The sequence below is a fragment of the Neobacillus niacini genome (genome assembly GCF_048572935.1).
In the GTDB taxonomy this organism is placed as follows: domain Bacteria; phylum Bacillota; class Bacilli; order Bacillales; family Cytobacillaceae; genus Neobacillus; species Neobacillus niacini.
Genome location: NZ_CP183883.1, coordinates 3,818,036 through 3,843,310 on the forward strand (window position 1 = coordinate 3,818,036; position 25,275 = coordinate 3,843,310).

Below are 25,275 nucleotides of genomic sequence, written 5' to 3' on the forward strand. Positions count from 1 at the left end.
CCATTAGTTGAAAGTAATAGAGGAGGCATGGGTATGGAGCAAATATATTCCCCTAGTCACGTACAAGAATTGCTTGGCATAGACAGCAATACATTACGAAAGTATGCCACTCTATTAGAAAGACACGGGTATCCAATCCACCGGAATACTAGAGGGCACCGTGGATACTTTGATAAGGATATCAACACGATTCGAAAATTCATAGATTATAGCAGCCAAGAAGGTATGACATTGGAACTTTCAGTACAAGCCATAATGACATCGAGTTCTGATGAAAATAAAGCAATTACCATTACGGATGAAAATCTTGCATTAACTGAACCAGACAAAGAAATTCCGCTGAATCAGGATACAAATGATTTGAATGAACTAATGGAACGGATCGAAAATTTAGAGCGCATCAACATGGATTTGATTAAACTACTAAAGGAGAAAGCTGTACGGGAAGCGTATCTAGAAGATAAGATGAACCAGATATTAAAGTATGTGGAACGAACGGAGCAACTAGTAGAGGCGCGTAGTAATGTCATGTTGGAAGAAACAAGTATGCAAATGGCAGCTGCACAGCAACGGAAATGGTGGCAGTGGTGGAAATAAAAAACGTCATTCTTGATGGAATGGCGTTGTTTTCTTAATTCTTTGTAATCTATTAGACTTATGTTGTTCAAAATCCCACACCGATAAAAATTTCTTTGTGGAAGTATAACCTGATTGATACAGAAAATCGATTTCCTCCTTATTAAGATTAAAATCAGTTGCATTAATATCCCCTGTTGGGATTTTTATTGTGCGCTCTAGTGTATCTTCATTCAAATGTCGCAGGTCATGGGCTTGAAGCATCGTTTTAAATATATTTTTGAAAAGGTGCAGCGGCGTTGGTATTACTGGGTCTATACTTACTTTATCTTTTACAAAGCGGAAACCGAACGTTGGAAACCTAGGGTCTGGTGTATCAAAAATCCAAATGGGGAAGTTACTCAGCAAACCGCCATCTAATATGTAGGATGTGTTTCGATCCTTTGACTTCCAAATAACAGGACGGTAGAAAAATGGAATCGACGCACTCATCATTACCGCAGTTGAAACCTTCAAATCTGCAGGAGTCATTCTATAGCGCTCTAAATCATCCGGCAAAACAAGCATTTGGCCATTCGAAACATCAGAAGCGATGATCTTTAACTTTCCATTTGGTAGATCTGCAAATGTTTTTATCCCTTTTTTTAAAAGAAGTGAATCTACCCAGGCTTCTAAATAATCATTTTTATAGATACCAAGATGAAACATTAATTCGAGTAAGCTGCCGACAATGGGGATTCGGTTCATGAAAGTCCTGCCTCGGAGCTTAGAAAAATCTAGTTCACTCAAAAACTTTTTAATTTCATTGCTTTTATAGCCGCTTGCCAAAAGAGCGGCGATTACGGCTCCCGCTGAGGTTCCAGCTATCCTTTGCCATTCTACCTTTTCCTCTTCCATTGCCTGAATGGCTCCGACAAAAGCAATTCCCCTTGCTCCGCCGCCTTCAAAAACAGCATCTGCTTGCAACTAGATTCACCTCTTCTTCTGATATATATATTTTAAAATACAAAGGTCTTTCATGTGCTATTTTTACTACGGAACAAAATCCATTATATATTGGTTAGTTGACCATGTACGAGTTCTTTATCTAGTTCACGTACTTGATCATAAGCGTGCAACATTTGTTCAGGCACCAATGTTCTCCCATACACCCAAGCATTTCTTTCTATCTCCATTTTAAGCTTTGCTATTTCGTAGTCTTCACCGTACATTAAGGTCCTTAAATCATATTTGTTTTTCTTATAATCCAAATAATAGCCAATCACATGATAAAGAATAATTTTAACCAAGTTTTCCTCAGTCTCTTTCATTCTAATTTTATTGATATAACCGTTAACTTGAAGGTAATTAAATTTTATTGTATTTGTCGAAATGTTAAAACTCATAGGTACAGTGAGTTTATTGTTAATTTCATAATTAATATCTAAATTGTGCTTTTTTAAAGTTTCATCAATGATTTTCTCAATATTCCTGATATAAAGCATCATTTAACACTTCCCTTTACCTGTATACATCTATTATCTGAATATTCCTAGACTCTTCTATTTTACAAATAGGAATGAAAACTATAAAGCTATAATACAAAAATTTAATAGACACATAATAAAACAAATCTAGATACCTATATTGTTACTGACAAATTGGGGAATAATCCCTATAAAAAAAGCGTCCTGCACCTAGGATGATAAACTTAGACATTCATCAGTGCGAGACACTTTTTGGTGCAATTCATATTTCGTTTTGTTAAAACTATTTAATGGTTCCTTTAAAAATTAAAAATAACGAGACAAGTAATAATGCCAAACCTGAAATGCGGTACCAATCAATTGGAATGCGTTGATTTGTAAAGACTCCAAAATGATCAAGTGTTACACTGATAAATAACTGTCCAACAATGACGGCAGTGATGGCTGAGGCAACTCCAATTTTTGGTACGATGGCAACCATAATAGAAACATAAACAACTCCAAGCGCTCCACCTAGCAGCTGCCATTTCGATACGTCTGTTACTTTTAATAAATCCCCTTTTCCTGCAAAAATAACGAGTAATAAGAGAATGATTGTCCCGATAAAAAAAGAAACAAAAGAAGCCTCTATTACGCCAATCCTTTTTCCCAACACACCATTTATCCCTGCTTGCAGCCCAATACAAGTACCGCCAATAATAGCTAATAATAAATAAAAAAACATATACATGATTAATTCCACCTATCCACCTAAGGAAAAAACCAAAGGGTTGATTAGTAATAAAAGTATTCATCTAGCTGACTGGCTAAAACATTATCGCACATCTTGTTTAAAAAAGGATGTGATTGATACAAAATAAACTAAAAGCACTTGGGGTGGCAAATGAGTATAACATTTATATGGGAATCGATCATTTTACTTTTTATAAGCACCATTCTCCTTAGGATTGCAGGAAAAAAATCAGTTGCTCAAATGTCAAGTCTGGAGATTATCATTACTTTAGCAATAGGAACAACTATGGGCCACGCGATTAGAGAACATACATTTTGGCAAGTATTAGTTATATTAACTATTTTTGTGCTTTATTTAATTTTTGTTCAATTTCTTCAGTTAAAGTTAAACTTCTTAAAACGTTATTTAACTGGTAATACAACAGTGGTAATTCGGAATGGCCAAATCATCGTTGATAGCTTAAAAAAATTACGTATGACAACTGACCAACTAGAAATGAAATTACGGCAAAAAGGCATTGCTTATATTTGTGATGTAAAAACCGCCACGATTGAATCGGATGGCGGATTAGGTTATGAACTAATGGAACATATTCAACCAATTACACGGAAAGAGTTTTTACAAATGAATATGGAATATCGAAATGATAATTTACATTCAAGCGAAGAAAATAAACAAGGTAATTTATTTAATAAAATACCTGATATTAAATAAATTACCAGTAACGGTGTCACATAGAAGGAATTTAAAATCCCCGTGTATGTATCGGGGATTTAAAGTTACAATACTAAAGACCTTTAGTTCTCTGCAAAAACTCTGGAGCAAAATCAATATTTTTGAGCCAAATACTCTCTTTTTCATTTAATGCATCCTTTAACCATACATCTCCTTTAAGCTCCCTCCCCTTTTTGCGAAACCAGGTAATATAAGATCCAACTACCTGAGGATCTCTATCCAGTTCATTATCCCTTGGAAAAGTGATTTGCTGTTGTTCTTCTGATTTAATATTAATCGCATATAGTGCTGTAAACATAGTAGGGACAGGTCCTTCGTTCCACGCCTTATTCTCTTTTGCACGAGCAACAATTACCTTATCCGAAGAGAGCCATTCTAAATCAAGGTCAACGAAGCCTTTAGGTGTATATTCCTTTTGTTGTAATGAACTTGGCATATCAGCAATTTTTGTTTTTTTGTTTTCAACGAAAAATCTTCCTTCTCCTGAGATATAGGCGAGTTGATTAGCTGAAACTGACCACTTGATCCAATCTTTATACCATAGCATCTTTCCAACTGCTTGAAATTGATCACCTTTTGATGTTAAAACACACAAGGTATTGCTATCATTGGACCAGGAAGCAGTAGGCATCGCTAAAAAACTAACCCACTTTCCATCAAAACTCCATTTAAAATAGTCAGCAGAAATTGCAAACAAATCAGATTCATTCGTTTGTATCGTATAAAAAGGCTTTATTTTCTTTACATCCAGATTTGCGTTGACAGGAATTCTAAACAGGTGAACAGGTCCCCATCCAGTGGGAAGTAAATTGGCTTGGGAGGAAACAATAAATTCCTTCCCATTTGGAAACCATTCAAAATCACTAACACCTAAAGATACATTTTCAAATCCATGTGGCCGGCCATTCTTTTCCTTCGTAATATTTAATACACCGCCGGAATTGTAGGCAAGTTGATTTTTTAGCGGTGACCACTTAAAATCTGAGGTTTGAATGGTTATATAAGGCTGATAACTTTCTTTTTCCTTCGTATCATATATAAATAAATTTGATTTCTCCCCTTGTTCATCACCATCAATATACGCAATAAATCGTCCATCATATGACCATTTTGGAGATTGAACATATTGTCCTCTTGTGAGTTGAACCTCTTCCTCTCCCTTTTTGAGCCATAGTTGATGGTCACGGATAAATGCAGCGGTAAGTGGAACTTCGGCACGGACTATCGTTGAATAATGAAAACAGATGAAGATTAATAGAAGTAAAACTCGAAAACCCATAATCATCCCTCCTAGTCATAGGATATCCTGATTATGGGTGTGAATTCGCGAATAGCTCGGGGGACTTACAATTTATTGCGGCGACTTATAGTACCATTTTCCGCTTCTCAACAAACTATGTACCTCTCCACTCTTTTCAAGGTATATAAGTCGTGCAATAGTGGCCATTAAGGGGGCAAAGAATTTGGTTTTACTAAGCGAACCGTAAATGTCCTGGCAAATTTGCCACGCTGTTTTTTCTTCGTTTTCAACAAAATGTAAGATCTGCTGGAGGCGATACTTGTGGCTCCCGATCATTTCGTCTATTCGATCATTTAAGTTGTTGATGAGTACACCATGACCAGGGAGAGCTAGCTTGGCAGGATATGCTTTTAGTTTCTCTAGCGAAGCGAAGTTATCTTTTATTGGATTCACATCGTCCTCGGACCATAGCGCAACGATCGGTGAAAGTCCAGCTAGCACATGATCTCCTGTCAACATCACCTGCTGGTTTTGATTATAAAAACAGAAATGGTCATAAGAATGACCTGGCGTCCAAAGGGTTTCATATCTATCGTTTCCTAGCTTGATAGATTGCTGATTTTCAAATATTCCATCAGGTTCAAACTCATAGGCAGCAGCTTCTGAATTACCTAAATTTTGAGATATTTCAGGACAATCATGTGATTTTAAAAAATGATGCAGCCAATTAACCCTACGATGGTCTCGTCTTCTCTGTAATTCTCGATAACCTAAACTTGAAATAAAGACGGGAACGCCGTGATGGTCCTGAAACCATCTAGCAAGTCCACAATGGTCTGGATGAGCATGTGTTAACACTAATTTTTCAACAGTGATTCCTGATGATATGGTTTTCTCCCAAATATCGATTGATTCCTTTGCTTCACTACCTGTATCGACAATCGTAAATCCGTTCTCTCCTCGGAATAAGTAACTATTCATTTCATACATGCCAAACGGATACCGAACAACTAGTTGATAAATATCCTCTGAGATTTTAATTAGCGTTGGGTACTGGTCCATCTAGTAGAACCTCCTCTAACTTCGATGTAGATTGTAAGGTCTTTTGATGAAAATATTCGATTAATGACAAAAAAATAGGTCTATATTTAATTCATTTCCTTAATCATAAAACGTTAATAATTACGCTGGCAAGCATTCTTTTCAAGTGTAGATTAAGTTTATCTATTTCGCGTCTTGACCGTCCCTAAATAAATTTTGTTTATCTTAAAACTATCTAATAAAATAACGACATTTCTACGTAACTAGTAGAAATGCCGTATATAAAAAAGTTGATCTATATTTTTGTTTATTCACCTAATTAAATTTACACAGGGGCTTTAATAAGTAATCCTAACTACTCAAACCTCCGATTAACCAAGGCCGTTGTCGATAGGGACCAATCGGAATTTGAATTAGGCTCGTTTTTCCTTGCGGTCCCATCCTGTAAATTTCATCACACAGGTTGGAATCATATCCAAGGAGAGGGTGCCCTCCCATTCCACTGGCTCCTGCCGATAAGAGTAATCGTTGCACGAGCATACCTGCCTCCATTTGTTGGATTCGATATCCTCTGTATCCAAGTGTAGTTTTATAGTAATCCTTTACTCCTGTGACATGTATGCAGAGTGGTACTTGGAGCAAATTTACATTATATAACGACATACCCGATTGCAGCAGGAGTCGATGATCTCCTACATTTACAGGACGTAATTGATGAGAAGTGCTGTCATATTGATACGCACCATTAGGAATTCCTTCAACATTATACAAGCAGACATTTAGTGAGACACGAGGCTCATTCTTCTGATGGACAGCCTCCAAATCATTACGATACAAAAAGGAATCCATTGCCCCGCGTAGCAGTTTTGCTATTTCTAGTAGACTTACCTTTCCCAATATGAAATCCATATCAGGAGAAAATCGCTTTCGACAAACGGATCCCAGGTCATACGACTGCCTCTCCGCATGTGGCAGAGCTACCGCTTGACCCTCAAAACACTCCTTTTCATTAGCCTCAATCAACTGAAACTTCGTTGTGGAATCCAACATGGACACTTCATTTAACTTGGTTAACATCGGATACTCTTTAAGCCTCTGTGACCTGACATAGTGATGGGGATGAATCGGTGTTAATTCTCGACACAACTCTGCAGCGGAAACCATTCTGTCTTTTTCACACCCGTTGGCTGACCAAATGGTTGGTTCCACGGAAAGCGGAATGACACCATACACGCTCTCTTCTTTTTCGGTTAATCCAAGCAAATGATTCATAGCCCGATCTAGAAATTGGAAGTATACGCCCGATTCGAAGCCAAATCGTTTTGACACTTCCATTAATTGTCCAATTAATACACCCGCATCCAATCCCTGCAATCGGTAAGAAAAGTTATTGTATTTGAAAAAGTTTTTCCAAAACACGGTCGATATAAAAACCGTTCCAAAACAGGCTGGAATTTCACAACGATTACCAAGTGCCCTAGCAATATAGGAGTCGAAATTCCCTTCTCGCAGTAATACTAAGCGATGGTGTGCCACATCATAATGATACACACCAACTGGCAAATCCTCGATTTTCAAATATACGTATAATTCGTTTGGATACAGAGCACCGCCCGAGGGAGCAAACCTCCTGTATGATTGCATTAGTTCTGGTGTTTTCTCCGTTGAATTTAAGCTAAAGACAGATTGGCTAAATTGAGTAAGGCCGTAAACATACCAAAGAAAATGACCTATTTTAGATAGGTCAGGTGCTGCGGGTTGTTTCTCTCGGTCAAGTGTCAATGGTACTTCCAGAGATAAAGGTACCACAGGCAATCCACGGTATAATTTATAAGGAAGTGGTTTATCTTCCCAATCCACTTCCCAATTGGGGATGCTTGCCTTTTCAATATCAAAATGCAGATGGTGCAGAAACTCATCTAGACTCATACTCTATCCTCCTAGTGTTGCATTTATGGAAACGGATGAGGATGTGGATTGAGCTGTTCAGCTTTCAGCGGTTCATTAGAATATCCAAGTTCCATAGGTACCTTGAATATCCTCTCCAGCCCTGTTACGCGAGTTAGGTGATGTCCGAATGTCATCGGCAGCATCCCGGGTATAAGTACTTTTACACAATAGAGTCCGTTTCGGCTTGTTTCTGGTGTCGTTTGGTCCACTACAATTACATCGAGGTTTTTTCGACGAAAAACTTGAAGAATTTCCCGAAGATCTTCGGTAAGATCTAAATGTTCTGAATTCCACTGTAATTCCTCGTGAAACGGTCGCAATGGACGATTTTCGTCCAACAAAAACTGCAGGCGCTCTTCAGCTTCCGGCAACCCATACAGCATTCCATGATCATCCATTTGCTGCACCAAGGAAGAATCATGGAACATTCTCACATACTCCTCCTGGTTTGCCTCTAATTTCTCGTCCAACGACAGCATCATGCCGGCTAACTCGTGAACCGCCGTTTTCACTGCCCGTACTGGGTCCAAATGAGATCCGGCCGCACAGATAAGATTCATTCCTTTTTCCTTTCGGTTTTTCGCTATGGCCAAAATACTTGGAATTCCGTGCTCCATAGTAGAGTTATACAAATATAAATCATATCCCGCGACTGCACGCATTCGTTCAATCATTAACTGAAGCTCTTGGTCGTCAATGGAGGCAGGGTCCAGCCGAGGGAGTAGCATCTGTGCGTACCAAGTCATCAGGAACGAATCTCGTTCCACCACTTCCATAATCCCATAGAAAATGGCCTCTTCTAGACTTCCGCCCAACGCACATCCATTGGACGTCTCATAGACAAATCCTCGTGATCCGCAGCCCAAACTATAATAGGCAAGCAGCTGTGGAACCAGAATCGGACGCTCCTGCAAAAACGAATATCCCCATACCCAATCAATCGGGCGATCTGGATCAAATTCTGTAAATGGAAAACCAGGTCTCTCATACTGTTCTTTTGCGTGTACTCCAACCTCAATCGGATTGAGTGCATGATTTTTCAAATGGTTATAACTGTCATGAACCACTGTCTGTTTTCCACGCGGCTCAAGTCCACAGTACCGCTCCAATCCTTCCAAAATAGCCGTTAATTCACTTACAGCGAATGAGTTCGTACGGCCTGCTGTTCGCTCGTCACCCTCGAATAATGGCAAATTGACACTGACATCTGCAAATGTATGCACGAGATTAACCATTTTATCATTCATAAGGCCTGTGCGCTGATCCAAATAGTCTTTAACGAGAACATTATTCAGGTCATCTAACGAACGGCTGCGATAACTGTCACTGGTAACCTTCGGACTTTGTCGCAAAAAAATTTGAGCATTTGCTGGTGAATCGTCAGGTAATTGACTACATATCTGACACAAGGAAACAGGCAAAAACCTGTGCCAGGAACTTTTCAACGTTTTCAGATTGATAAAACATACCTTTTCTTCAGATTGTGCCTGATTCCCTTGGAGTATTCTTCGGACCTCATCCACGACCAGGTGGGATAAGTGTAAAAGACCTGTACGAGATGCCCAAGCTTCTTGCTGTATTCCAGCTGTTAACTCCAACCTTTTTTGTATCTCCCACATCTCATTCCGGTCGTGTCCTGTCATTAGACGCCTCATATCCGAACATCGTGAACACCCTTGTCTGCTTGGGCGAACTAGCGGTCCTATTACACCTTCACCAAAAGTAACAAAACCTCTCAACCAAGGCGTATTGGTTTGACGAAACACCTCTTCTGCTTTTTGATGAACGGAGGGATTCCATTCGTCATGTAATACCAATGCCAAATCAACACTACCGGGCACGATTGCCCCAAAATCAGTTTGGCGAAATACCAAGTATTGAGAAGAAAGTTCTTCACACATGTGGTCTGCCAGCAGTCCTTCTCCTACGACCAATATGACAGCACTCACGTTAATCCCTCCTCTTGAACCAATACCCCAAATATCCCTGCCAATCCTTCCTTCAAAAAGGGTTCTAGTTCTAATTCATATATAGACAACTGCTTTCCGTTCCGTTTCAAGATTTCCATGGCATTCAGCAAGTCCTCAGTTTGTATCCTCTCTTCACATCCAGGTATTTCAATGCTTTTCGGCACATTTTCATCCAGTATCATGGATGAAACCTCCAATGATCGTGCCAACAAGTATTCTTCTTTATTTTGCACAGTGCTAATTGCCTGTTGCAGCGCATTTCGTAATGCCAATGTGATATTCAAATCGGCACTGCCATACCATCCGTCGTTGGTACCAATCCACACAACTGGGAATCCAGACACTTCCTCGCCAATCCCTATCGTCGGTGCTCCCCGTAACGTGGTCAGTGCCTTCAAATAAAACTGACAGCGTTCATCTTTTACCGTACTTAACTGCACCGGGAGGATGGAATACTTCTGTGCAAGACTTTGTATGATCAACTCCTCATCCAAATATCTTTGCAATCCTCGACAAACACCTTCCGCGAAAGTTTCACCTGCTCCAACCCCCACTTCCGGAGGCAGCTCGAGGGAACCGACCATTTGTGATACATACGATTCTATTCCGGACAACCCCGCTTCCCTCCTTGCCTCCTCATGTGTCAGACCTGTACAGACGATATCATCTAACAGTTCAGATGGCCCCTCTGCCAATGGGTTGACTGCTTGGACTCGACACTGAGATAACGGGAGCTGACTTAAATCCCCCTCCTCCCAAGTATGGAAAATTCCAGATACCTTGGAAGTCATCTGGTTGAAGGCAAGAAGTAATTTACCCGGATCCCCTCTGTCCGTTCCTTTTGCTAGTCGCATTTCTAAATCTTCAACCATTCTAGATGATGGTTGTCCTGTCACCATTGGATGAGGCATGAACGAATGCCAATCACCTTCTAACGTTTCAAAATCTTGAAGAAAGACTTTATTCTTCGGTTCCTTTTCGGAGACACCCGTAATGTTTTTAAATAACTCAAATACGATAACATTAGCCAACATTGCTCCTGCTGTTGAAGAAAATTCGGAAGATGGCTGATCTTTGTAGAGAGCCGATTGGTGAATACGACGCCATGCTGACTCCCAACACCCCTCTGAATCTGGATGTACTAAGGGACCAGCAAGACCCGCCTGCTCTAAACAGATAGCAGGGAGAAACACTTTCTTCTCTTCTTTGCTAACCCTATGTAGAAGCCGAAGTTCCTCTACATCGTCCTTTTGGGATACATACAAAATATAATCAAACGGTTTTATCATCTCCTGCCATGTACTTTGATTGTTTCGCGGGACCTCCTCTATCTCCACTTCAGCGTCTGTTTTACGGACATGTTCCACAAGTTCCATCAATCGCCTTCTATTTGTTTGAACACTGTCCTTGATTAGAATATGGAATTTCGGCAATCCAGAATCAAGCAGGGAAGAAACCAACGATACAAAAAAAGGACCGGATCCCACTGCCAATACTTTTGTCTGACGATAGGTCTGAAAATGGAAAGCTCCTGAACCAATCAGATTATCTACAAATTCAATTTGAGAAGCATACTTTTTTAAAACCTGCTCCTTCAATTGATGTGACCGATCTTGGCTCACATCTCGTACAAACCCATTCCGATATAGTGCCTCTGCAATTTCATAGACTCTATCTCGGTACGGCCCCTGCAAACCTGTTGTCAAATTCTCTAAGGTATGCTCGCCATTAAACATTGGTATCAGCTTTTCAACCCATTGATCGATCATACTGCCTTCCATACGGAACGAGCTTACATTGTTCCGAAAATACACACCTCTGTTGGGGTCAGGGAGAAAAAATGTATCCCTTTTGACTTTCAGACGCATAGAAGGGTTCAAATTCGTCATAGCGCTCCTCCTTAGCCGTAACTTACCCTTATTTAATTATCATCACTATCATCCTATGTATCTCAATTTGTCCCTTATGTTAATTCTGAAGAGAAAAGCCCCAACAACAATTGTTGGGGCTTACTTTTTCCATTTTTAAGTTGAATTTTCTTACAAACCGAAAGCTATCAACCGCCGCAACGATGGCCTCCGCCACCACAACGACCGCCACCGCCACCACAACGACCGCCACCTCCGCAGAAATGCCCGCCGCCACAATTATGGCAGCGATGTCCGCCGCAATTATGGAAGCAATTAAAGCAATTGAAACAATTAAAGCAGTTAAAACAGTTAAAGCAGCTAAAGCAACTAGAACATCGATGGAAACCACCAACACCGCCAAAACCACCAATTCCGCCAATTCCACCAACACCGCCAAAACCACCAAATCGAGTAGGATCAGAATAGTACATACTTGGATCAAAAGGAACGGCCTCGGTCGTTTGGAAATCCCCAAGACTTAACCCCTGGAGTTGACTATGGAAATCATTCATTTTCAATACCTCCTTATATATTTAAACAAGGGCACAGCAACTTTAAACGGGCACAGAACAACTAGAAAATAGGTAAATACCGCTATACCTTCCCCAACAAAATATGTACAATGGGTGGGTATTGCTACTCATATAAAAGCCTATTTTATTGTTTTTAGCCTTTAAGGTTGGTCTGGAAAAATAGGAAAAGAGGTCAGTTATGGATAACAGGATCCGTTTCTTATCGCCAAACGAGCAATTTGCACAGGGAAATGTAAACTAAAATGTAGTCCGGTTTGCATTTTAAAGGGCAGGGTGAACTGAAAAGCTAAGAATTGAAATATCGATTTTCTAGCAGGTTTGAGAATAGGCGGAAAATTTACTGCTAATGAATATAGGGAAGCTTAAGGAGTGGGTGTAAGCGGAGAAATTCCGGTTAATTGGTCAAAATAAGGTAAAATTCAAGGATTTTGACTATATAAACGGAAAAACTCCCCTTATTCATAAGGAAATTTGGCTATTTCCAAAATTAGCCGGAATTTTTCCGTTTATTTTTCATTTGTAGTGAAATCAACAAAACACATTGCAAATTCACCTAATATAATTATCAATATCCCTAACTCATAACCAGTCCGCCATCGACATAAAGTGTCTGTCCTGTTACAAACTGACTCCATTCGGAAGATAAGAACAACACAGGTCCTACAATATCCTCCGGTTGTGCGATTCTTCTTAGCGGGGTTTGAGCAATAATCATTTCTTTTATTTCTTCTCTTGTTTGTCGGCTTGCCTCGGTTGGATACACCAAACCAGGAGCAATACAATTCACTCTAATTCCGAAGGCTCCTAGTTCAACTGCCAGATTCCGGCTAAAGCCGATTAAGGCAGATTTAGCTGTAGTATAGTCATGATAAGGAATGAGTGGTCGCTCTACCAAGTTTGTTACCATATTAACAATGCTTCCTTTTGTTTGTTTTTTCATCAAGGGAATGGCTTGTTGACATACATAGTAAGTAGATTTTACTGCTCCATCGATTTGCTTCTGATAGTCTTCCCATGTTAATTGCGAGAACATTTTTCGTGTATCGGGATTAAACACATAGGGTTTAAAGGCATTATTGACGACGACATCTATTTTACCAACTTCGAGTTCAATTTCCTCCATCATTCTTATGACGTCCGGTTCAGAGCTTACATCAGCTTGAATCGCCCATGCATCACCGCCAAGCTCAATACAAGAAGCAACCGTTTCTTCAGCGGCTCCCTGATTTTGAACGTAATTAACAATAACAGTTGCCCCTTCTGCCGCAAAACCTTTCGCAACGGCCGCACCTATTCCTCTACTTGAACCTGTAACTAATATGGTTTTATTTTCAAATTTTTTCACATTGTCCCCCTATTTAATGAAGTCTTCAACGATAAAATCAGACATATGTAAATCCTCTTCAATTAAACCTAATTCTTTATAGCTATCGGCACCCTGTTGTAAGACATCCGTTTCTATTGCCCCTAAGCCTCTGTCGCTTGTTGCTTCTGAAATACTAGCTTCGTTCCGCAATTTAATAATCTCTAGATTATGATTTTTATCCTTACCATCAATCGCATGTTTTACGGCTAAAGCAGCGGCTTCCTCCGGTTCGTTCATCATCCACTCCGCACTCGTTTGATAGGCTGCAACAAACTTTTTCAGCATAGCTTTTTTCTCATTGTACGTTTTTTCTGTCACCACAAAGAGATCACTTGGAACATTCAAATAATCTTTTACTTTAATGACATTTACATCTGCCAATCCCTTTTCCCTTGCGGTTACTAAGCCCGTGTCAGTTGCAGCTGTTGCATCCACCTGACCCTGCATCAGCGGGGCAAAATTCAACAGGCCTGTTTCAACAATCGTAACGTCTTTTTCGGTAAGACCAGCTTGATTTAATAGAACTAGAAGATTTTGCCTGGTACCACTCGAAAGGCTATATACACCAATTTTCTTCCCTTTTAGGTCCTCTGGTTTCGTAATATTGCTCTCTTTTAAAGAAACGACATTGAATACGTTTTGCGGATAGATCGTATAAATCACCTTTAATTTCTCCCCTTGATTCAAGGCAAAGTAGAGTGAGCCTGGATCGGTAAAGGCGATATCTGCCTTACCTGAAAGGATATTTTTGATGGCGTCTCCGCCCCCTGCACCCGGTATAAATTCAACATCTAACCCCTCGTTTTTAAAAAAATCTTTTTCCTCACTTACAAGAAGGTTCGTTTGTTCTGCTATCGGCTGACTCCAGCTTGCCATTTTTACTGTTTCTAATTCTGTTTTTGTAGCGGCTTGCTGATTATCTTTTGACCCACAAGCCGTTAACAGCAATACGAGGATCATAACAGCTACTGTAATACTTCGTTTCGATTTCATTTGTAATAAGCTCCTCAATGATTTTTATATTGAAATAAACGACGTTCAATGAAATAAATGATTTGATAGAGAAAAGTTCCAAGAATCGTAATGATAATTAGGACTGAGAACATTAAGGGTGTGTCCATCATGCCTTGAGAGGCAATAATTAATGCGCCTAAACCCTCACTGCCTCCGATAAATTCACCCACTACAGCCCCGACAACAGCTAGAACAACCGCAACCCGAAAACCAGCCATTATACTTGGAAGCCCAGCGGGGATTTTTAATTTGAGCAAAGTCTGCCATCGGGTTGCCCCTAACACCCGAAACAATTCTACTTTTTTAGGATCGGTGTATTGAATGGCGGTTACTGTATTTTCCATTAACGGGAAAAAGCAAATTAATGCCGTGATGACAACCTTAGAGGTCATTCCAAATCCAAACCATAGAATAAATAATGGTGCCAGCGCGAGTTTTGGAACAGCTTGACTGGCAATGACATAAGGAAAGAAAAGCTTTCGGATAAACTCAACTTCACCCATCCATACCCCTGTTAGGATCCCCAACAAACTCCCTAGAAAAAGACCAACAACAATCTCCAAACTGGTTCTGAGAATATGCGGAGTATAATAACCGCTTTTTAATCCATCTATCAGGGTTGTGACCACAACGGAAGGTGCTGGAAGGACTAATTCGGACATTTGCTTGGCCAGCATTTCCCATCCGATCAATATCAAGATGAATAATAACCAGGAATATACCGAAACTTTTTTCATCGTTGTCCTCCACTAATGGCGGTCCGGATTTCCAAGCAAAGCTGACTAAACTGTCCAGAATAACGAAAATCGGTTGTGTGTCGATCTGGAAAATTCACGGAAAAATGCTTGATGATATTCCCTTTATCCATCACCGCAATACTATCTGATAAGTAGACTGCTTCTGAAATATCATGGGTAACAAATAACACCGTCATTTGATGAACTTCACAAAGGTGCAGCAGATCGTCCTGAAGTTCCTCTCTTGTAATCGCATCAAGTGCTGAGAAAGGCTCATCCATATAAAGCAGGGTTGGAGATCCAATCAGCGCCCTCGCAATCGAAACACGACTTTGCTGTCCGCCTGATAAACGAGATGGGTATTCCTGTTTTAAATGAGTTAGACCCATACTTTCTAAAAGGGATTCTGCTCTTTCTACATGTTCTTTGGTTACTTTACGTTTAAGCGATACAGGTAAAAGAACATTATCTACTACTGTTTTCCATTCCAAGAGAGTCGGTGCTTGAAACACAAATCCAATTCTTTCGGACGGTTTTATTTTTTCATTTTGTAAAAGTATGGAACCCTCATTTGGGATTAATAATCCCGCCGCCAGCTTTAACAACGTGGTTTTTCCACAACCGCTTTTACCTAACAAACTATGAAACTTTCCTTTTTCTACATCGAAATTCACGGCATCAACAATCACATTATTTTTTGCATAGCTGTAGGTAACATCTTGTAAACTCAAATAAGCCATTTTCTATCCTCCTAATCGATATAAGCGGCAAAATTCTCTGCATACTCTTCGGCTGAATGCTCTATATCAATCATTTGAACCAAATCTAGTAAATTAAAACGGCCATCATGGTGCCAGCCTGATTCCGGAGAAGTCATCTTTCCTATAGAGGTGATTCTTGTTACCCCCACATTTCCTAACTTTTCAGCCCATTGAAAAAGTTCCCTCGGGGCAGCAGCCACACCTGCACTTTGTAAAAAGGAACGATAGGGTTTAAGATTAGGCAAAATATCATCTACGGTTTCAAATGGTATGACCTTCACCGCTCGATTGGAACAGGTTGGTGAAAACAGCGCACCTGCTTCATAGACAACAGTCCAATGATTTTCAGTTTGACCCCATACCTGTTTGGCGGATCTGGTATAAGATGATATTTCTTCTTGGTTACGCCAATGGATAGCGGCTGTCATTTCCTCCAAGGACAAAGTGCGCCTAGGGTATCTCTTTTGATAACTTTCGAGTTCCTGGGCGAGATACTGTGCAAACGCTTCGGGTGATACATTTCCCCCTTTCTGAACATAGAAAATATGAGGAGAATAACAACCCTGCTGATCGAATTGAATAATGTCGAATGCTGCATGATGAGCAGTGATTAATGCTTTTCGCGAGTCCAGTGCAGTGTTGCTGATTACCCCGAAACTGACTTTATGACCAAATGGCAAGAAACGAGTGGTGACTGGGATTCTACGACTCATTGATTCTAGTGACTGATTACTTCCATAACCGACCACCACATCTGGATACGTAAAAAACTCCTTTTCTCGATCCTCATCTCCGCCCTTCCACCAGACAACCGCTAGGCAATCCTTGAGTTGAGGAGCAACTTCCACTAAAACCTGTGCGAACCATCCGGCAAACAACGGCTCCGCACTCGATACCTTGCCAATGTTACCTGATTTCACCAATAACCCTGAAATGAGACTCCATAACGGGAGGGCTGGTACATTTCCAGCCCATACATGGAGAATTAATTCAGATCCGACTGCTTTAGAAAACCCTCTCTTTATGCGAGGTTGAAAATCATCGAGCAGCAAGGGGTTTCCTAGGTCCTCAACCACGAAGCGCTGCAGCTCCTGTTTGCGGAACTTTTTTAAAAAAGACGTAAGTCCGAGTCGAATCATTTCTTCATCGTAACCAGTTACAATTGGCAGCAGCCTTTCTGCTTTCTTCCGGTAGGTTGAGTTCCGGTCGAGCATAACTTCAATGGCGGTGTCAATAATGGTAATAATCTCCGTAATCGTCATTTTTTTTAACACTTCGGTACTGGCTTTTTTAACCTTCTCGCTCACTTGTTGCATTTGCTTTCTAGTAAGTAACGGCGCTTCTACTTCTAGAGTCACACCTTTTCTTGAAAATGTAAGAATCTTTGACTCTATTACCTCATCCCCAATATCGGGAAGGTATCCAACTCTTTCTCTCATCGTGCAGCTCCCTTTGCAGCCTTGATAAATTCTTCAACCGCAATCGAACAGCCCTTCGCCTCAGTACCTTGTACCCTGCCTAAGAGGAGAAACCCGCCATCCACTTTCATTCCTAAGTCTTCGGTCAAAATGGTGGTGACAGAATTGAAGTTGGCAAGGTCACAATGAACGATGACCCCGCGTTCTCCCTCAGCGACGTCTTCACCTGTTAACGGGTCTATGATTCTCGTTTTCAACCAATGAGGACCGGACTTAACAGACGGAACCCGTTCATTTCCAGAATCATAGAGCTGTGAACTCAATTCCGTCATACCATACATGTTAATGCAATCTTTTCTTGGAACACCTAATACTCTTGATAACTCATGGTAAAAATCATCCAGTTTCCATTCTTTTGACTGATTTTTATATCCACCCGTATCCAAAATTCTGCTTCCAGGCGGCAGTTGGAAACTCCGTCCGATGTTTGTTAGTTCTTCAAACAGATGAACAAAACTGTAGGAAGCCCCTAATAATGCATATGGCTCACCAGAGCGTTCTGCATGCTCCAATTCTTGAATGAGTCTCTCGATTTCAATCCTATTTTCACCTAGGAGATAGTGACTCTCCTCCGTGCCGAACTCCTGCTTCGCAAGCGCTAAATAGCGAGCTAATGAGGAATTTGGCATTTCTTTTTCCGTCGGGAACAGAATTCCCATTCTGATTTTTTCAGTTTCTTTCATAAAGCGCTGTTTAAAATAAGTTTTCATTGAATGATTCCATACCTCTAAGGTCGGATGGTAGTGTTTCCCTTTTATACCTAGTGTGGTACCGCTTGTCATAAAGTATCTCTCTGCTTCTGCAGGTGGTGTACACGTTAGTGGTACCTCCTTAAAAGCATTAATCGGTACCGCTGGTATGTCCTTCCACGTTTTTACGGTCCGGATGGTTTTGCCTTTTTGCTGACAAAACTTCCGGAATGGAAGGTTATTGGTGTATTGATAAGCGAATAGTTGTAAGGCGTTTTGATTAAATTCATCTTCTGAAAGCGAATCTGATTGAAGAATCGTTAGTAAATACTGTATGATTTTCTGCTGTTCCATGAAGGTAAGTTCCTTTCTATTTCAAAGTAGTTCCATGTTGAGTTAGCACAGGTATTTTCTTCTTTAAAAAGACGGAAAGAATGATGGCGCCAATCAGTGCACCCGCGATCGAGCTAAAAATAAATAACGGGATAAAGCCAAATACTGCCGCTTCTTGACCTAATAATAGTGTTGCGATTGGATAGCATAGTATCGCTCCAAGAATGCCTGTTCCTATTACTTCACCGATAAACGCCATATAAATCTTTCTGGTTTTCATAAAAAGAAGTCCCGCTAATAAGGCACCCACCATACTACCTGGAAATGCAAAGAGTGAACCCGTTCCCATCATATTTCGCAGAATGGAGACACATAGTGCCTGGGCAACGGCATAAACCGGTCCTAAGAGAACAGCAGACAAAACATTTAAGAAATGCTGAATCGGAAACACCTTTGTGAAACCGATTGGAATATAGAATAAATTACTCGAAAGTGTGCCAATCGCGATTATCATTGCAGTCAATGTGAGTTTGTGTGTTTTTCTCATAAAAAAAATCCCTCCAAGTTTTTAATAAGCACTGGGGGATAACTGGTTCATACGATACCATTGCCTCAAAAAACAGGTTTTGGATCGTTCACTTCCCTACGCTGGTATAACCCAGATCAGGTTCAGGGGTTTAAGACCACTACAAGTCTAATCTCAGCCTATTCCGGCTCCCCCAGTGCTAGTATGAAATTTTAATAGAATGGTTCTGTTGTTGATTATGTTATTCCGTGGACGATGCGGGTCCGAGTATTGCTTTTCGTTACCGCAAACCGCCTATATTTACTTTGGCGGGCACGAATAGTGCCGTTTCGTTACCGTATTTCACAAAAATCCGCTTTGACGGGCATGAATAGTACCGTTTCGTTACCGTTTTCCACAAAAATGAGTTATTGCGGGCACGAATAAATTAACTTCCATAACTCCCTAACAAAAATCAAAAAAAATCTCGTTAAATCAAGATCGTATCTCTAACACACTTTTTCTTAACGATTTAGCTGCTTCAGTAACAGAAGGAGCATGACTAATCGCAGTTATAACCGAAACGCCATCCGCTCCTGCTGTGATAACCGACCCTGCATTATCCGCAGTGATTCCGCCAATTCCCACAATCGGAATGCTAAATTCTTTGTGTCGAAGTTCTTCGATAAGCTTCGTACCGTTTGAAGGCTTGGCGTCTTCTTTGGTTTTCGTTGGAAAAACGGGACCGATCCCAAAATAATCGGCTCCTCCCTTTAAGGCTGTGACAGCCTCGTCGTAGCTATGTACGGAAACGCCAATGATTTTATCTTCGCCAAGCTTCTTTCTTACTTCCTCCACGGGTTCATCATCCTGCCCGATATGAACACCGTCCGCATTAAGTGAAATGGCTAAACTGATATCGTCATTAATAATAAAAGGGATGTGGTTTTCTCTGCATAGTTGTTGAAGTTGTCGAGCCAGTTCAAGCTTTTGATCCCCGGTTAAAGCTCCGATTCCTTTTTCACGAAATTGATAAAGGGTGATTCCACCTTCAATCGCTTCCTGCAGAACACGAACAGGATGGTCCTTACAGTTGGGACTTCCCATAATAAAGTAAACGTTCAATGCCTCTCTTAATGAATCACTATTTTGAAAATTCAACCTGGTCACCTACCTTATCGTTAACATTCTTTTTCGAAATGCCCAATGATTGGTTGGCCCATGACCTTGACCAATCAGCAGCTGATCTTCTATGGCTGCCTGGATAAACTGCTTCGCTATTGATACAGCTTCATACACACTTAAACCTTTGGCTATTTCAGCCGTGACAGCTGCTGAGAATGTACATCCTGTTCCGTGAGTATTCTTGGTTTGAACTCTTTTACTCGTAAAGGTCTTAAATTCCTTCCCATCAAATAAAAGATCTACTGACACATCACGGTCTTCATCATGGCCACCTTTTAAAACCACATGCTTAACGCCTAAGTCATAAAGTCGTTTAGCAGCTTCCTGTTTATGCTCATTCGTTTTAATCGACATTCCTGTTAATACTTCCGCCTCAGGAATATTCGGTGTAACGACCATCGCTAGTGGCAACAAATACTGTTTTAATGCCGAAATCGCCTCAATTTGAAGCAGGGACGCTCCACCCTTAGCAATCATAACGGGGTCAACCACGACATTTTGCCAGTTGTAGTATTCAATTTTTTCAGAAACAGCTTTGATGATCTCTGCATTAAATAACATGCCTGTTTTAATGGCATTTGCTCCCATATCTTCGCCAATTGACTGTATTTGTTTGCTGACTGCTTCAGCCGTCATGGGAAATACTGCTTGAACCCCAAGTGTATTTTGAGCGGTAACAGCTGTCAGAGCTGACATCCCAAACACCTCTAACTCTTGAAAGGTCTTTAAATCAGCCTGAATTCCTGCACCGCCGCCGCTATCAGAACCAGCTATCGTTAATGCTTTTTTCATGATGTCCACTCCTTATACTTGTTTAAAAGTCGCTAATTGATCAAAATCCTCAGAAGAAACGAGTGACAGTTGATTTAAAAATTCCACTTGGAAACTGCCAGGTCCCCAGTGACCTGTCTTAACAAACGCTTTTTCGGCTGCCATTCCATAAAAGGTTAACGCGGACAATCCAGCAAGGAGCAGGTCCTTTTCGACTCCCGCAAAGGCACCGATCACAGAGGTTAACAGACAGCCTGTTCCAGTCACTTTTGTTAACAGAGGGTGACCATTTGAAACCAAATACGTCGTCTCTCCATCTGTCAGTACATCATCTTTTCCCGTAATCACAACAATGGTATTCAACTTTCGTGCCGCAGTTACAGCTAATTCAACATTGTTCCCCTGCTGTGCACCCGCATCAACGCCCTTGATTTCCCATTTTTCCCCTAGCACATTGGCGACTTCGGCAGCATTTCCTCGGATTATCGATATTTTCACTTCATCCAAAATTTTTTGTGCCATTTCGGTGCGGAAAAAAGTAGCACCTGCACCAACGGGGTCGAAGATGACCGGAATGCCTAGCTCATTTGCTGATTTTCCCGCTAAGATCATCGAGCCGACCACTTCCCGGTTTAATGTCCCGATGTTAAGGACCAGGGCACGCGATATCCGAACCATGTCGGCTACCTCTTCTTTTGCATAAGCCATCACGGGTGAAGCCCCTAGCGCTAAAAGACCATTTGCCGTGAAATTGGTGACAACTACATTGGTAATATTATGTACGAGCGGGTTTTCTTCTCTTACCCTTTCTAAAACAGAGCTTAGTTCGTTATGATTCATTACTGCACCTCCACTTTTTTCCTTTAACCATGAACCTATTAGTCTTTTAAACATAAAAAAGCCAGATCCATTATAATTGGACCTGGCTTAATAGTTAGAGAAAAAGGTAATTTCACTTGGCTACTTTCCTACGCTGGTATCATCCAGATCAGGTCCAAAGGGTTAAAAAACGTAACGTTTTTCTCTCAGCCCATGTATAAGGGCACCCCTAGTAGGTAAAATCTTATGTAATTATTTCCTATGATAGTCCTTAAATTTCGAGATGTAAAGCTTTTAATCTCACCAATATATTTACTGGTGTTATGGAAAAGATAATGATACAGTAATACTTTTCAGGTAATTTTACGATTTTTAGTGAATTGAGGGGACAAAACATGAACATATTATGGGACTTTGATGGAACACTTTTTGATACATATCCAGCACTGGTAGAGGGTTTTGTTGCTTTAAGTCAGCGTGACCTTGATCGGGATGAGGTGCTGCGTTGGCTGAAAGTCGATTCGAAAACGGCCTTTAAACATTTCGGGATTGATGAAGATCGACGTGCGGAATATAAAACGCTTGATATCCAATACTCAAAGGTCAGTAAGCCATTTGAACATTTAAAAGAAGTCTTAGCAGCTGTAGAAAACAATATTATTGTCACCCATCGTGACAGGGAATCTGCCAACTATCTTCTAGAAAAATTTGGTTTAACCAACTACTTTAAAGAGATTGTTTCTGTTGAAGAACAAGGTTTCAACAGGAAACCACATCCTTCTTCTTATGAATTTGTTTTGAAAAAATATGACATTGATTTTGTGGTTGGTGACCGTGAATTAGATTTACTTCCGGCTAGACAACTAGGAATTAAAACCGTTGCCTTTCAAAACCGCGACATCGAAGCTGATTTTCATTTAGACAGCTATGCTGAATTTATTCCTGTCGTTTTTGAAAATAAAAGCATGTAGAATCAGTCCTATTGGACTTTTTCTACATGCTTTTTCAACTAGTTATTTAACTATAAAAACGGGACAATGTGCTTTTTGCACGACATAGTGGCTGACGCTACCTAAGAATAGTTCCTTCAATCCACTTAATCCTCTGCTTCCCATAACAACAAGATCGGCGTCATTTTGTTTCACAAATTCTACAATCATATGACCTGGTGAACCCTCAATAGCAAAGGTTCTAGACTTATTTGGAAGCGATTTTAATTCTTGTTCCACTTCGTTACATACTGCTTTTACATCCTCTTTTTGCCTCTCATGGTAGGCATCAAATGCATAACCATACGAATAAACCATCGGTCTATCAGGCTGCATAACCATAACCACTAATAATTCAATTTGTTGATCCTGTTTCGCTAAATTCATGGCCATGTTCAAGGCTTTTTTACTTAAATCCGAATGATCATATGCAACAACGATTCTTGAATAATCCGTTAACATGGTTATCATCCTCTCATAAAAAACCAATATCTTATACTTTTATTATACTTCTGTGATGTTTATTTGTGGCCATGAGATAGTGACAACTTTGTTAAATGAATGCTACGATAACCGTCCCGATACCTACAATGAATATAATCATACCGCTAAAACGTGTTGTCCAAAGATACAGATCAGATGGTTCTGTTCCATCATTGGATTTCCAGCTTTCCGAAATCCACCAAATGAAAGAAGGTACTATGATAAACAATAAACCAATAAGGATAAAAAATATTCCAAGTGCTAACATTAAATCTCCCCTATTTTTATGCTTCTCTTACTAAAACATACGTTTAAGAGTTGATTTTCGTACATCCCAAAATAAAAAATATACTTCAATTCCTCATAAAAAATCCCTTCTGTGAGACCATTACTGCCTGTCTACACAAAAGGGATTACGCTTATATTATGCAACTTTCTTGATATTGATCTTTTTACCTTCTTTTATCTTTTTCTTATAATCAGCTGTTGCTGTGAAAAGGACATCTGTTGAGGAGTTAAGAGCCGTTTCAAAGGAATCTTGTAAAACACCGATAACAAAACCTACTCCAACTACTTGCATCGCTACATCATTAGGAATTCCGAATAAGCTACAAGCAAGCGGGATCAATAATAGTGAGCCGCCGGCAACACCAGAAGCACCACAAGCACAAACTGCGGATAATACGCTTAAGATGATGGCTGTAGGAATATCCACTTGAATGTCAAGAGTATGGACAGCTGCAAGGGTTAAAACGGAAATCGTAACCGCTGCACCAGCCATATTGATGGTAGCCCCTAATGGAATCGATACTGAATACGTATCTTTATCTAAATCTAGTTTTTCACATAATTTCATATTAACCGGAATATTGGCAGCAGAGCTGCGTGTAAAGAATGCAGTAATTCCACTTTCATTAACGCACTTGAAAACAAGTGGATAAGGATTCTGACGAACGTTTACGAATACTATGAGTGGATTGACAACGAAAGCCACAAAAAGCATACAGCCAATCAAGACAACAAGTAATTTGCCATAGCTTAATAGAGACTCAAGTCCATTGGTTGTAATTGAATCAATCACTAGACCCATGATACCTAGTGGAGCTAACTTGATTACCCATGTTACCATTTTCGAAACGGCGTCTGAAAAATTAGTAATCAACGTTTTTGTGGTGTCAGGGGCATTTCTTAATGCCAATCCAAGTACGATAGCCCATGCTAAAATACCGATATAATTTGCATTCGCAATGGCATTAACCGGGTTATCGACAACGTTCAATAGTAATGTTTTGAGAACCTCTACCACACCACCTGGAGCTGCCAAATCTTCAGCACCCTTTGTAAGGGTAATACTAACAGGAAAAATAAAGCTTACAATAACCGCAATGAATCCAGCCAGAAAAGTCCCTAAAAGATATAAGGAAATGATGGATTTCATATTGGTTTGCTGACCACTTTTGTGCTGCGCAATGGCAGACATAACCAAGAATAGAACCAATACAGGTGCTATGGCTTTTAAAGCACCTACAAATAAGGAACCTAAAATGACAACTGGTTTTGCTACTTCGGGAACCGCGACAGCCAGGATAATACCAATTAGTAAACCAATACAAATTTGCTTTACCAGACTGATTTGATTCCACTTTTTCAATAAATTTTTCACAGATGTACCCCTCCCGCTTGTTTGCAATCTCCAGTACAAAAGAACCATAAAGTGTGTTCCTTTGTATAACTTAAAAAATTCCCCTATCCCTTAAAATCTAATAAATAGAATTATAATGAATATTTAGATATATTACAATAGTTAATTACATAGTTTAGTATAACAACATCCTCCAAGTTAATCAATAAGATGTGAACAATATTCGTATAACTTTTATCATTGTTCGGGTTTCACTTAATATTATATGGATATTAAATTTAATCATTCGGTTTTTAAAAGTTTTATAAAAGAGATGGTAAATAATTTTGTTATAGGCTAAAAGGCTAAA

Annotated in this window: 24 protein-coding genes, 1 pseudogene and 2 riboswitches; of the genes and pseudogenes, 3 read left to right on the forward strand and 22 right to left on the reverse strand. The window is 40.1% G+C overall.

The window, feature by feature from the left end; genetic code table 11:
• Positions 1–33 precede the first annotated feature (33 nt).
• Entirely contained in the window at positions 34–597 is a 564-nt protein-coding gene (locus ACN6MT_RS18890; RefSeq protein ID WP_419887507.1) for a MerR family transcriptional regulator, read from the forward strand.
• A gap of 6 nt (positions 598–603) precedes the next feature.
• Here the strand turns inward: ACN6MT_RS18890 and ACN6MT_RS18895 are convergent, their stop codons facing one another.
• From ACN6MT_RS18895 to ACN6MT_RS18905, 3 genes are all read right to left on the reverse strand, one after another.
• Entirely contained in the window at positions 604–1,542 is a 939-nt protein-coding gene (locus ACN6MT_RS18895; protein ID WP_419887508.1) for a patatin-like phospholipase family protein, read from the reverse strand.
• Positions 1,543–1,625: 83 nt separating this feature from the next.
• Positions 1,626–2,063: a hypothetical protein gene (locus ACN6MT_RS18900; RefSeq protein ID WP_419887509.1), complete on the reverse strand. Its 438-nt coding sequence runs from the start codon at positions 2,061–2,063 to the stop codon at positions 1,626–1,628.
• A gap of 262 nt (positions 2,064–2,325) precedes the next feature.
• Positions 2,326–2,772, reverse strand: coding sequence for a DMT family transporter (locus ACN6MT_RS18905; RefSeq protein ID WP_235847233.1), 447 nt, complete (start codon positions 2,770–2,772; stop codon positions 2,326–2,328).
• Between the two features lie 153 nt (positions 2,773–2,925).
• Here ACN6MT_RS18905 and ACN6MT_RS18910 point away from each other — a divergent pair, with 153 nt between their 5' ends.
• A complete protein-coding gene (locus ACN6MT_RS18910; RefSeq protein ID WP_419887510.1) occupies positions 2,926–3,489 on the forward strand; it encodes a DUF421 domain-containing protein in 564 nt (187 codons plus the stop codon).
• Positions 3,490–3,562: 73 nt separating this feature from the next.
• Here ACN6MT_RS18910 and ACN6MT_RS18915 read toward each other — a convergent pair whose 3' ends face one another.
• From ACN6MT_RS18915 to thiM, 16 genes and pseudogenes are all read right to left on the reverse strand, one after another.
• Positions 3,563–4,789 carry a translocation protein TolB gene (locus tag ACN6MT_RS18915; RefSeq protein ID WP_419887511.1) on the reverse strand — a complete coding sequence of 409 codons (1,227 nt, stop codon included), beginning with the start codon at positions 4,787–4,789 and terminating at the stop codon, positions 3,563–3,565.
• A gap of 72 nt (positions 4,790–4,861) precedes the next feature.
• Complete coding sequence (locus ACN6MT_RS18920) at positions 4,862–5,812, reverse strand: MBL fold metallo-hydrolase (RefSeq protein ID WP_419887512.1); 951 nt, start codon at positions 5,810–5,812, stop codon at positions 4,862–4,864.
• Positions 5,813–6,142: 330 nt separating this feature from the next.
• Entirely contained in the window at positions 6,143–7,720 is a 1,578-nt protein-coding gene (locus tag ACN6MT_RS18925) for a SagB family peptide dehydrogenase (RefSeq protein ID WP_419887513.1), read from the reverse strand.
• A 23-nt stretch (positions 7,721–7,743) separates the two neighbouring features.
• A complete protein-coding gene (locus tag ACN6MT_RS18930) occupies positions 7,744–9,690 on the reverse strand; it encodes a TOMM precursor leader peptide-binding protein (RefSeq protein ID WP_419887514.1) in 1,947 nt (648 codons plus the stop codon).
• Complete coding sequence (locus tag ACN6MT_RS18935) at positions 9,687–11,600, reverse strand: putative thiazole-containing bacteriocin maturation protein (RefSeq protein WP_419887515.1); 1,914 nt, start codon at positions 11,598–11,600, stop codon at positions 9,687–9,689. The genes ACN6MT_RS18930 and ACN6MT_RS18935 overlap by 4 nt, the downstream gene beginning before the upstream one ends.
• Positions 11,601–11,944: 344 nt before the next feature.
• A pseudogene (locus tag ACN6MT_RS18940) lies at positions 11,945–12,133 on the reverse strand (heterocycloanthracin/sonorensin family bacteriocin); the annotation flags it as partial.
• A gap of 595 nt (positions 12,134–12,728) precedes the next feature.
• Positions 12,729–13,499: an SDR family oxidoreductase gene (locus ACN6MT_RS18945; RefSeq protein ID WP_419887516.1), complete on the reverse strand. Its 771-nt coding sequence runs from the start codon at positions 13,497–13,499 to the stop codon at positions 12,729–12,731.
• A gap of 9 nt (positions 13,500–13,508) precedes the next feature.
• Entirely contained in the window at positions 13,509–14,513 is a 1,005-nt protein-coding gene (locus ACN6MT_RS18950; RefSeq protein ID WP_419887517.1) for an ABC transporter substrate-binding protein, read from the reverse strand.
• 14 nt (positions 14,514–14,527) lie between these two features.
• Complete coding sequence (locus ACN6MT_RS18955) at positions 14,528–15,271, reverse strand: ABC transporter permease (RefSeq protein WP_419887518.1); 744 nt, start codon at positions 15,269–15,271, stop codon at positions 14,528–14,530.
• Entirely contained in the window at positions 15,268–16,011 is a 744-nt protein-coding gene (locus ACN6MT_RS18960; RefSeq protein ID WP_419887519.1) for an ABC transporter ATP-binding protein, read from the reverse strand. The genes ACN6MT_RS18955 and ACN6MT_RS18960 overlap by 4 nt, the downstream gene beginning before the upstream one ends.
• A gap of 11 nt (positions 16,012–16,022) precedes the next feature.
• Entirely contained in the window at positions 16,023–17,471 is a 1,449-nt protein-coding gene (locus ACN6MT_RS18965) for an acyl-CoA reductase (RefSeq protein WP_419887520.1), read from the reverse strand.
• Positions 17,468–18,553: a long-chain fatty acid--CoA ligase gene (locus ACN6MT_RS18970; protein WP_419887521.1), complete on the reverse strand. Its 1,086-nt coding sequence runs from the start codon at positions 18,551–18,553 to the stop codon at positions 17,468–17,470. The genes ACN6MT_RS18965 and ACN6MT_RS18970 overlap by 4 nt, the downstream gene beginning before the upstream one ends.
• Positions 18,554–18,569: 16 nt before the next feature.
• A complete protein-coding gene (gene thiW / locus ACN6MT_RS18975) occupies positions 18,570–19,079 on the reverse strand; it encodes an energy coupling factor transporter S component ThiW (RefSeq protein WP_419887522.1) in 510 nt (169 codons plus the stop codon).
• Between the two features lie 76 nt (positions 19,080–19,155).
• Positions 19,156–19,263, reverse strand: a riboswitch (TPP riboswitch).
• Between the two features lie 269 nt (positions 19,264–19,532).
• Positions 19,533–20,144, reverse strand: a complete 612-nt coding sequence (gene thiE, locus ACN6MT_RS18980; protein WP_419956482.1) for a thiamine phosphate synthase — start codon at positions 20,142–20,144, stop codon at positions 19,533–19,535.
• Between the two features lie 63 nt (positions 20,145–20,207).
• Positions 20,208–21,014, reverse strand: coding sequence for a bifunctional hydroxymethylpyrimidine kinase/phosphomethylpyrimidine kinase (thiD, locus tag ACN6MT_RS18985; RefSeq protein WP_419887523.1), 807 nt, complete (start codon positions 21,012–21,014; stop codon positions 20,208–20,210).
• Between the two features lie 12 nt (positions 21,015–21,026).
• Complete coding sequence (gene thiM, locus ACN6MT_RS18990) at positions 21,027–21,833, reverse strand: hydroxyethylthiazole kinase (RefSeq protein ID WP_419887524.1); 807 nt, start codon at positions 21,831–21,833, stop codon at positions 21,027–21,029.
• Between the two features lie 108 nt (positions 21,834–21,941).
• Positions 21,942–22,053: riboswitch (TPP riboswitch) on the reverse strand.
• Positions 22,054–22,207: 154 nt separating this feature from the next.
• On the opposite strand from thiM, the gene ACN6MT_RS18995 reads away from it, so the two are divergent.
• Positions 22,208–22,783, forward strand: coding sequence for an HAD-IA family hydrolase (locus ACN6MT_RS18995; RefSeq protein WP_419887525.1), 576 nt, complete (start codon positions 22,208–22,210; stop codon positions 22,781–22,783).
• A 42-nt stretch (positions 22,784–22,825) separates the two neighbouring features.
• Here ACN6MT_RS18995 and ACN6MT_RS19000 read toward each other — a convergent pair whose 3' ends face one another.
• The 3 genes from ACN6MT_RS19000 to sstT all read right to left on the reverse strand — a co-directional run bounded on the left by ACN6MT_RS19000 (position 22,826) and on the right by sstT (position 24,947).
• Entirely contained in the window at positions 22,826–23,263 is a 438-nt protein-coding gene (locus ACN6MT_RS19000; RefSeq protein WP_419887526.1) for a universal stress protein, read from the reverse strand.
• A 91-nt stretch (positions 23,264–23,354) separates the two neighbouring features.
• Positions 23,355–23,552, reverse strand: coding sequence for a DUF6199 family natural product biosynthesis protein (locus ACN6MT_RS19005; RefSeq protein ID WP_419887527.1), 198 nt, complete (start codon positions 23,550–23,552; stop codon positions 23,355–23,357).
• Positions 23,553–23,708: 156 nt separating this feature from the next.
• The gene (gene sstT / locus ACN6MT_RS19010) at positions 23,709–24,947 is read right to left on the reverse strand and encodes a serine/threonine transporter SstT (RefSeq protein ID WP_419887528.1); all 1,239 of its coding nucleotides are present in this window, start codon (positions 24,945–24,947) and stop codon (positions 23,709–23,711) included.
• Positions 24,948–25,275: the final 328 nt, after the last annotated feature.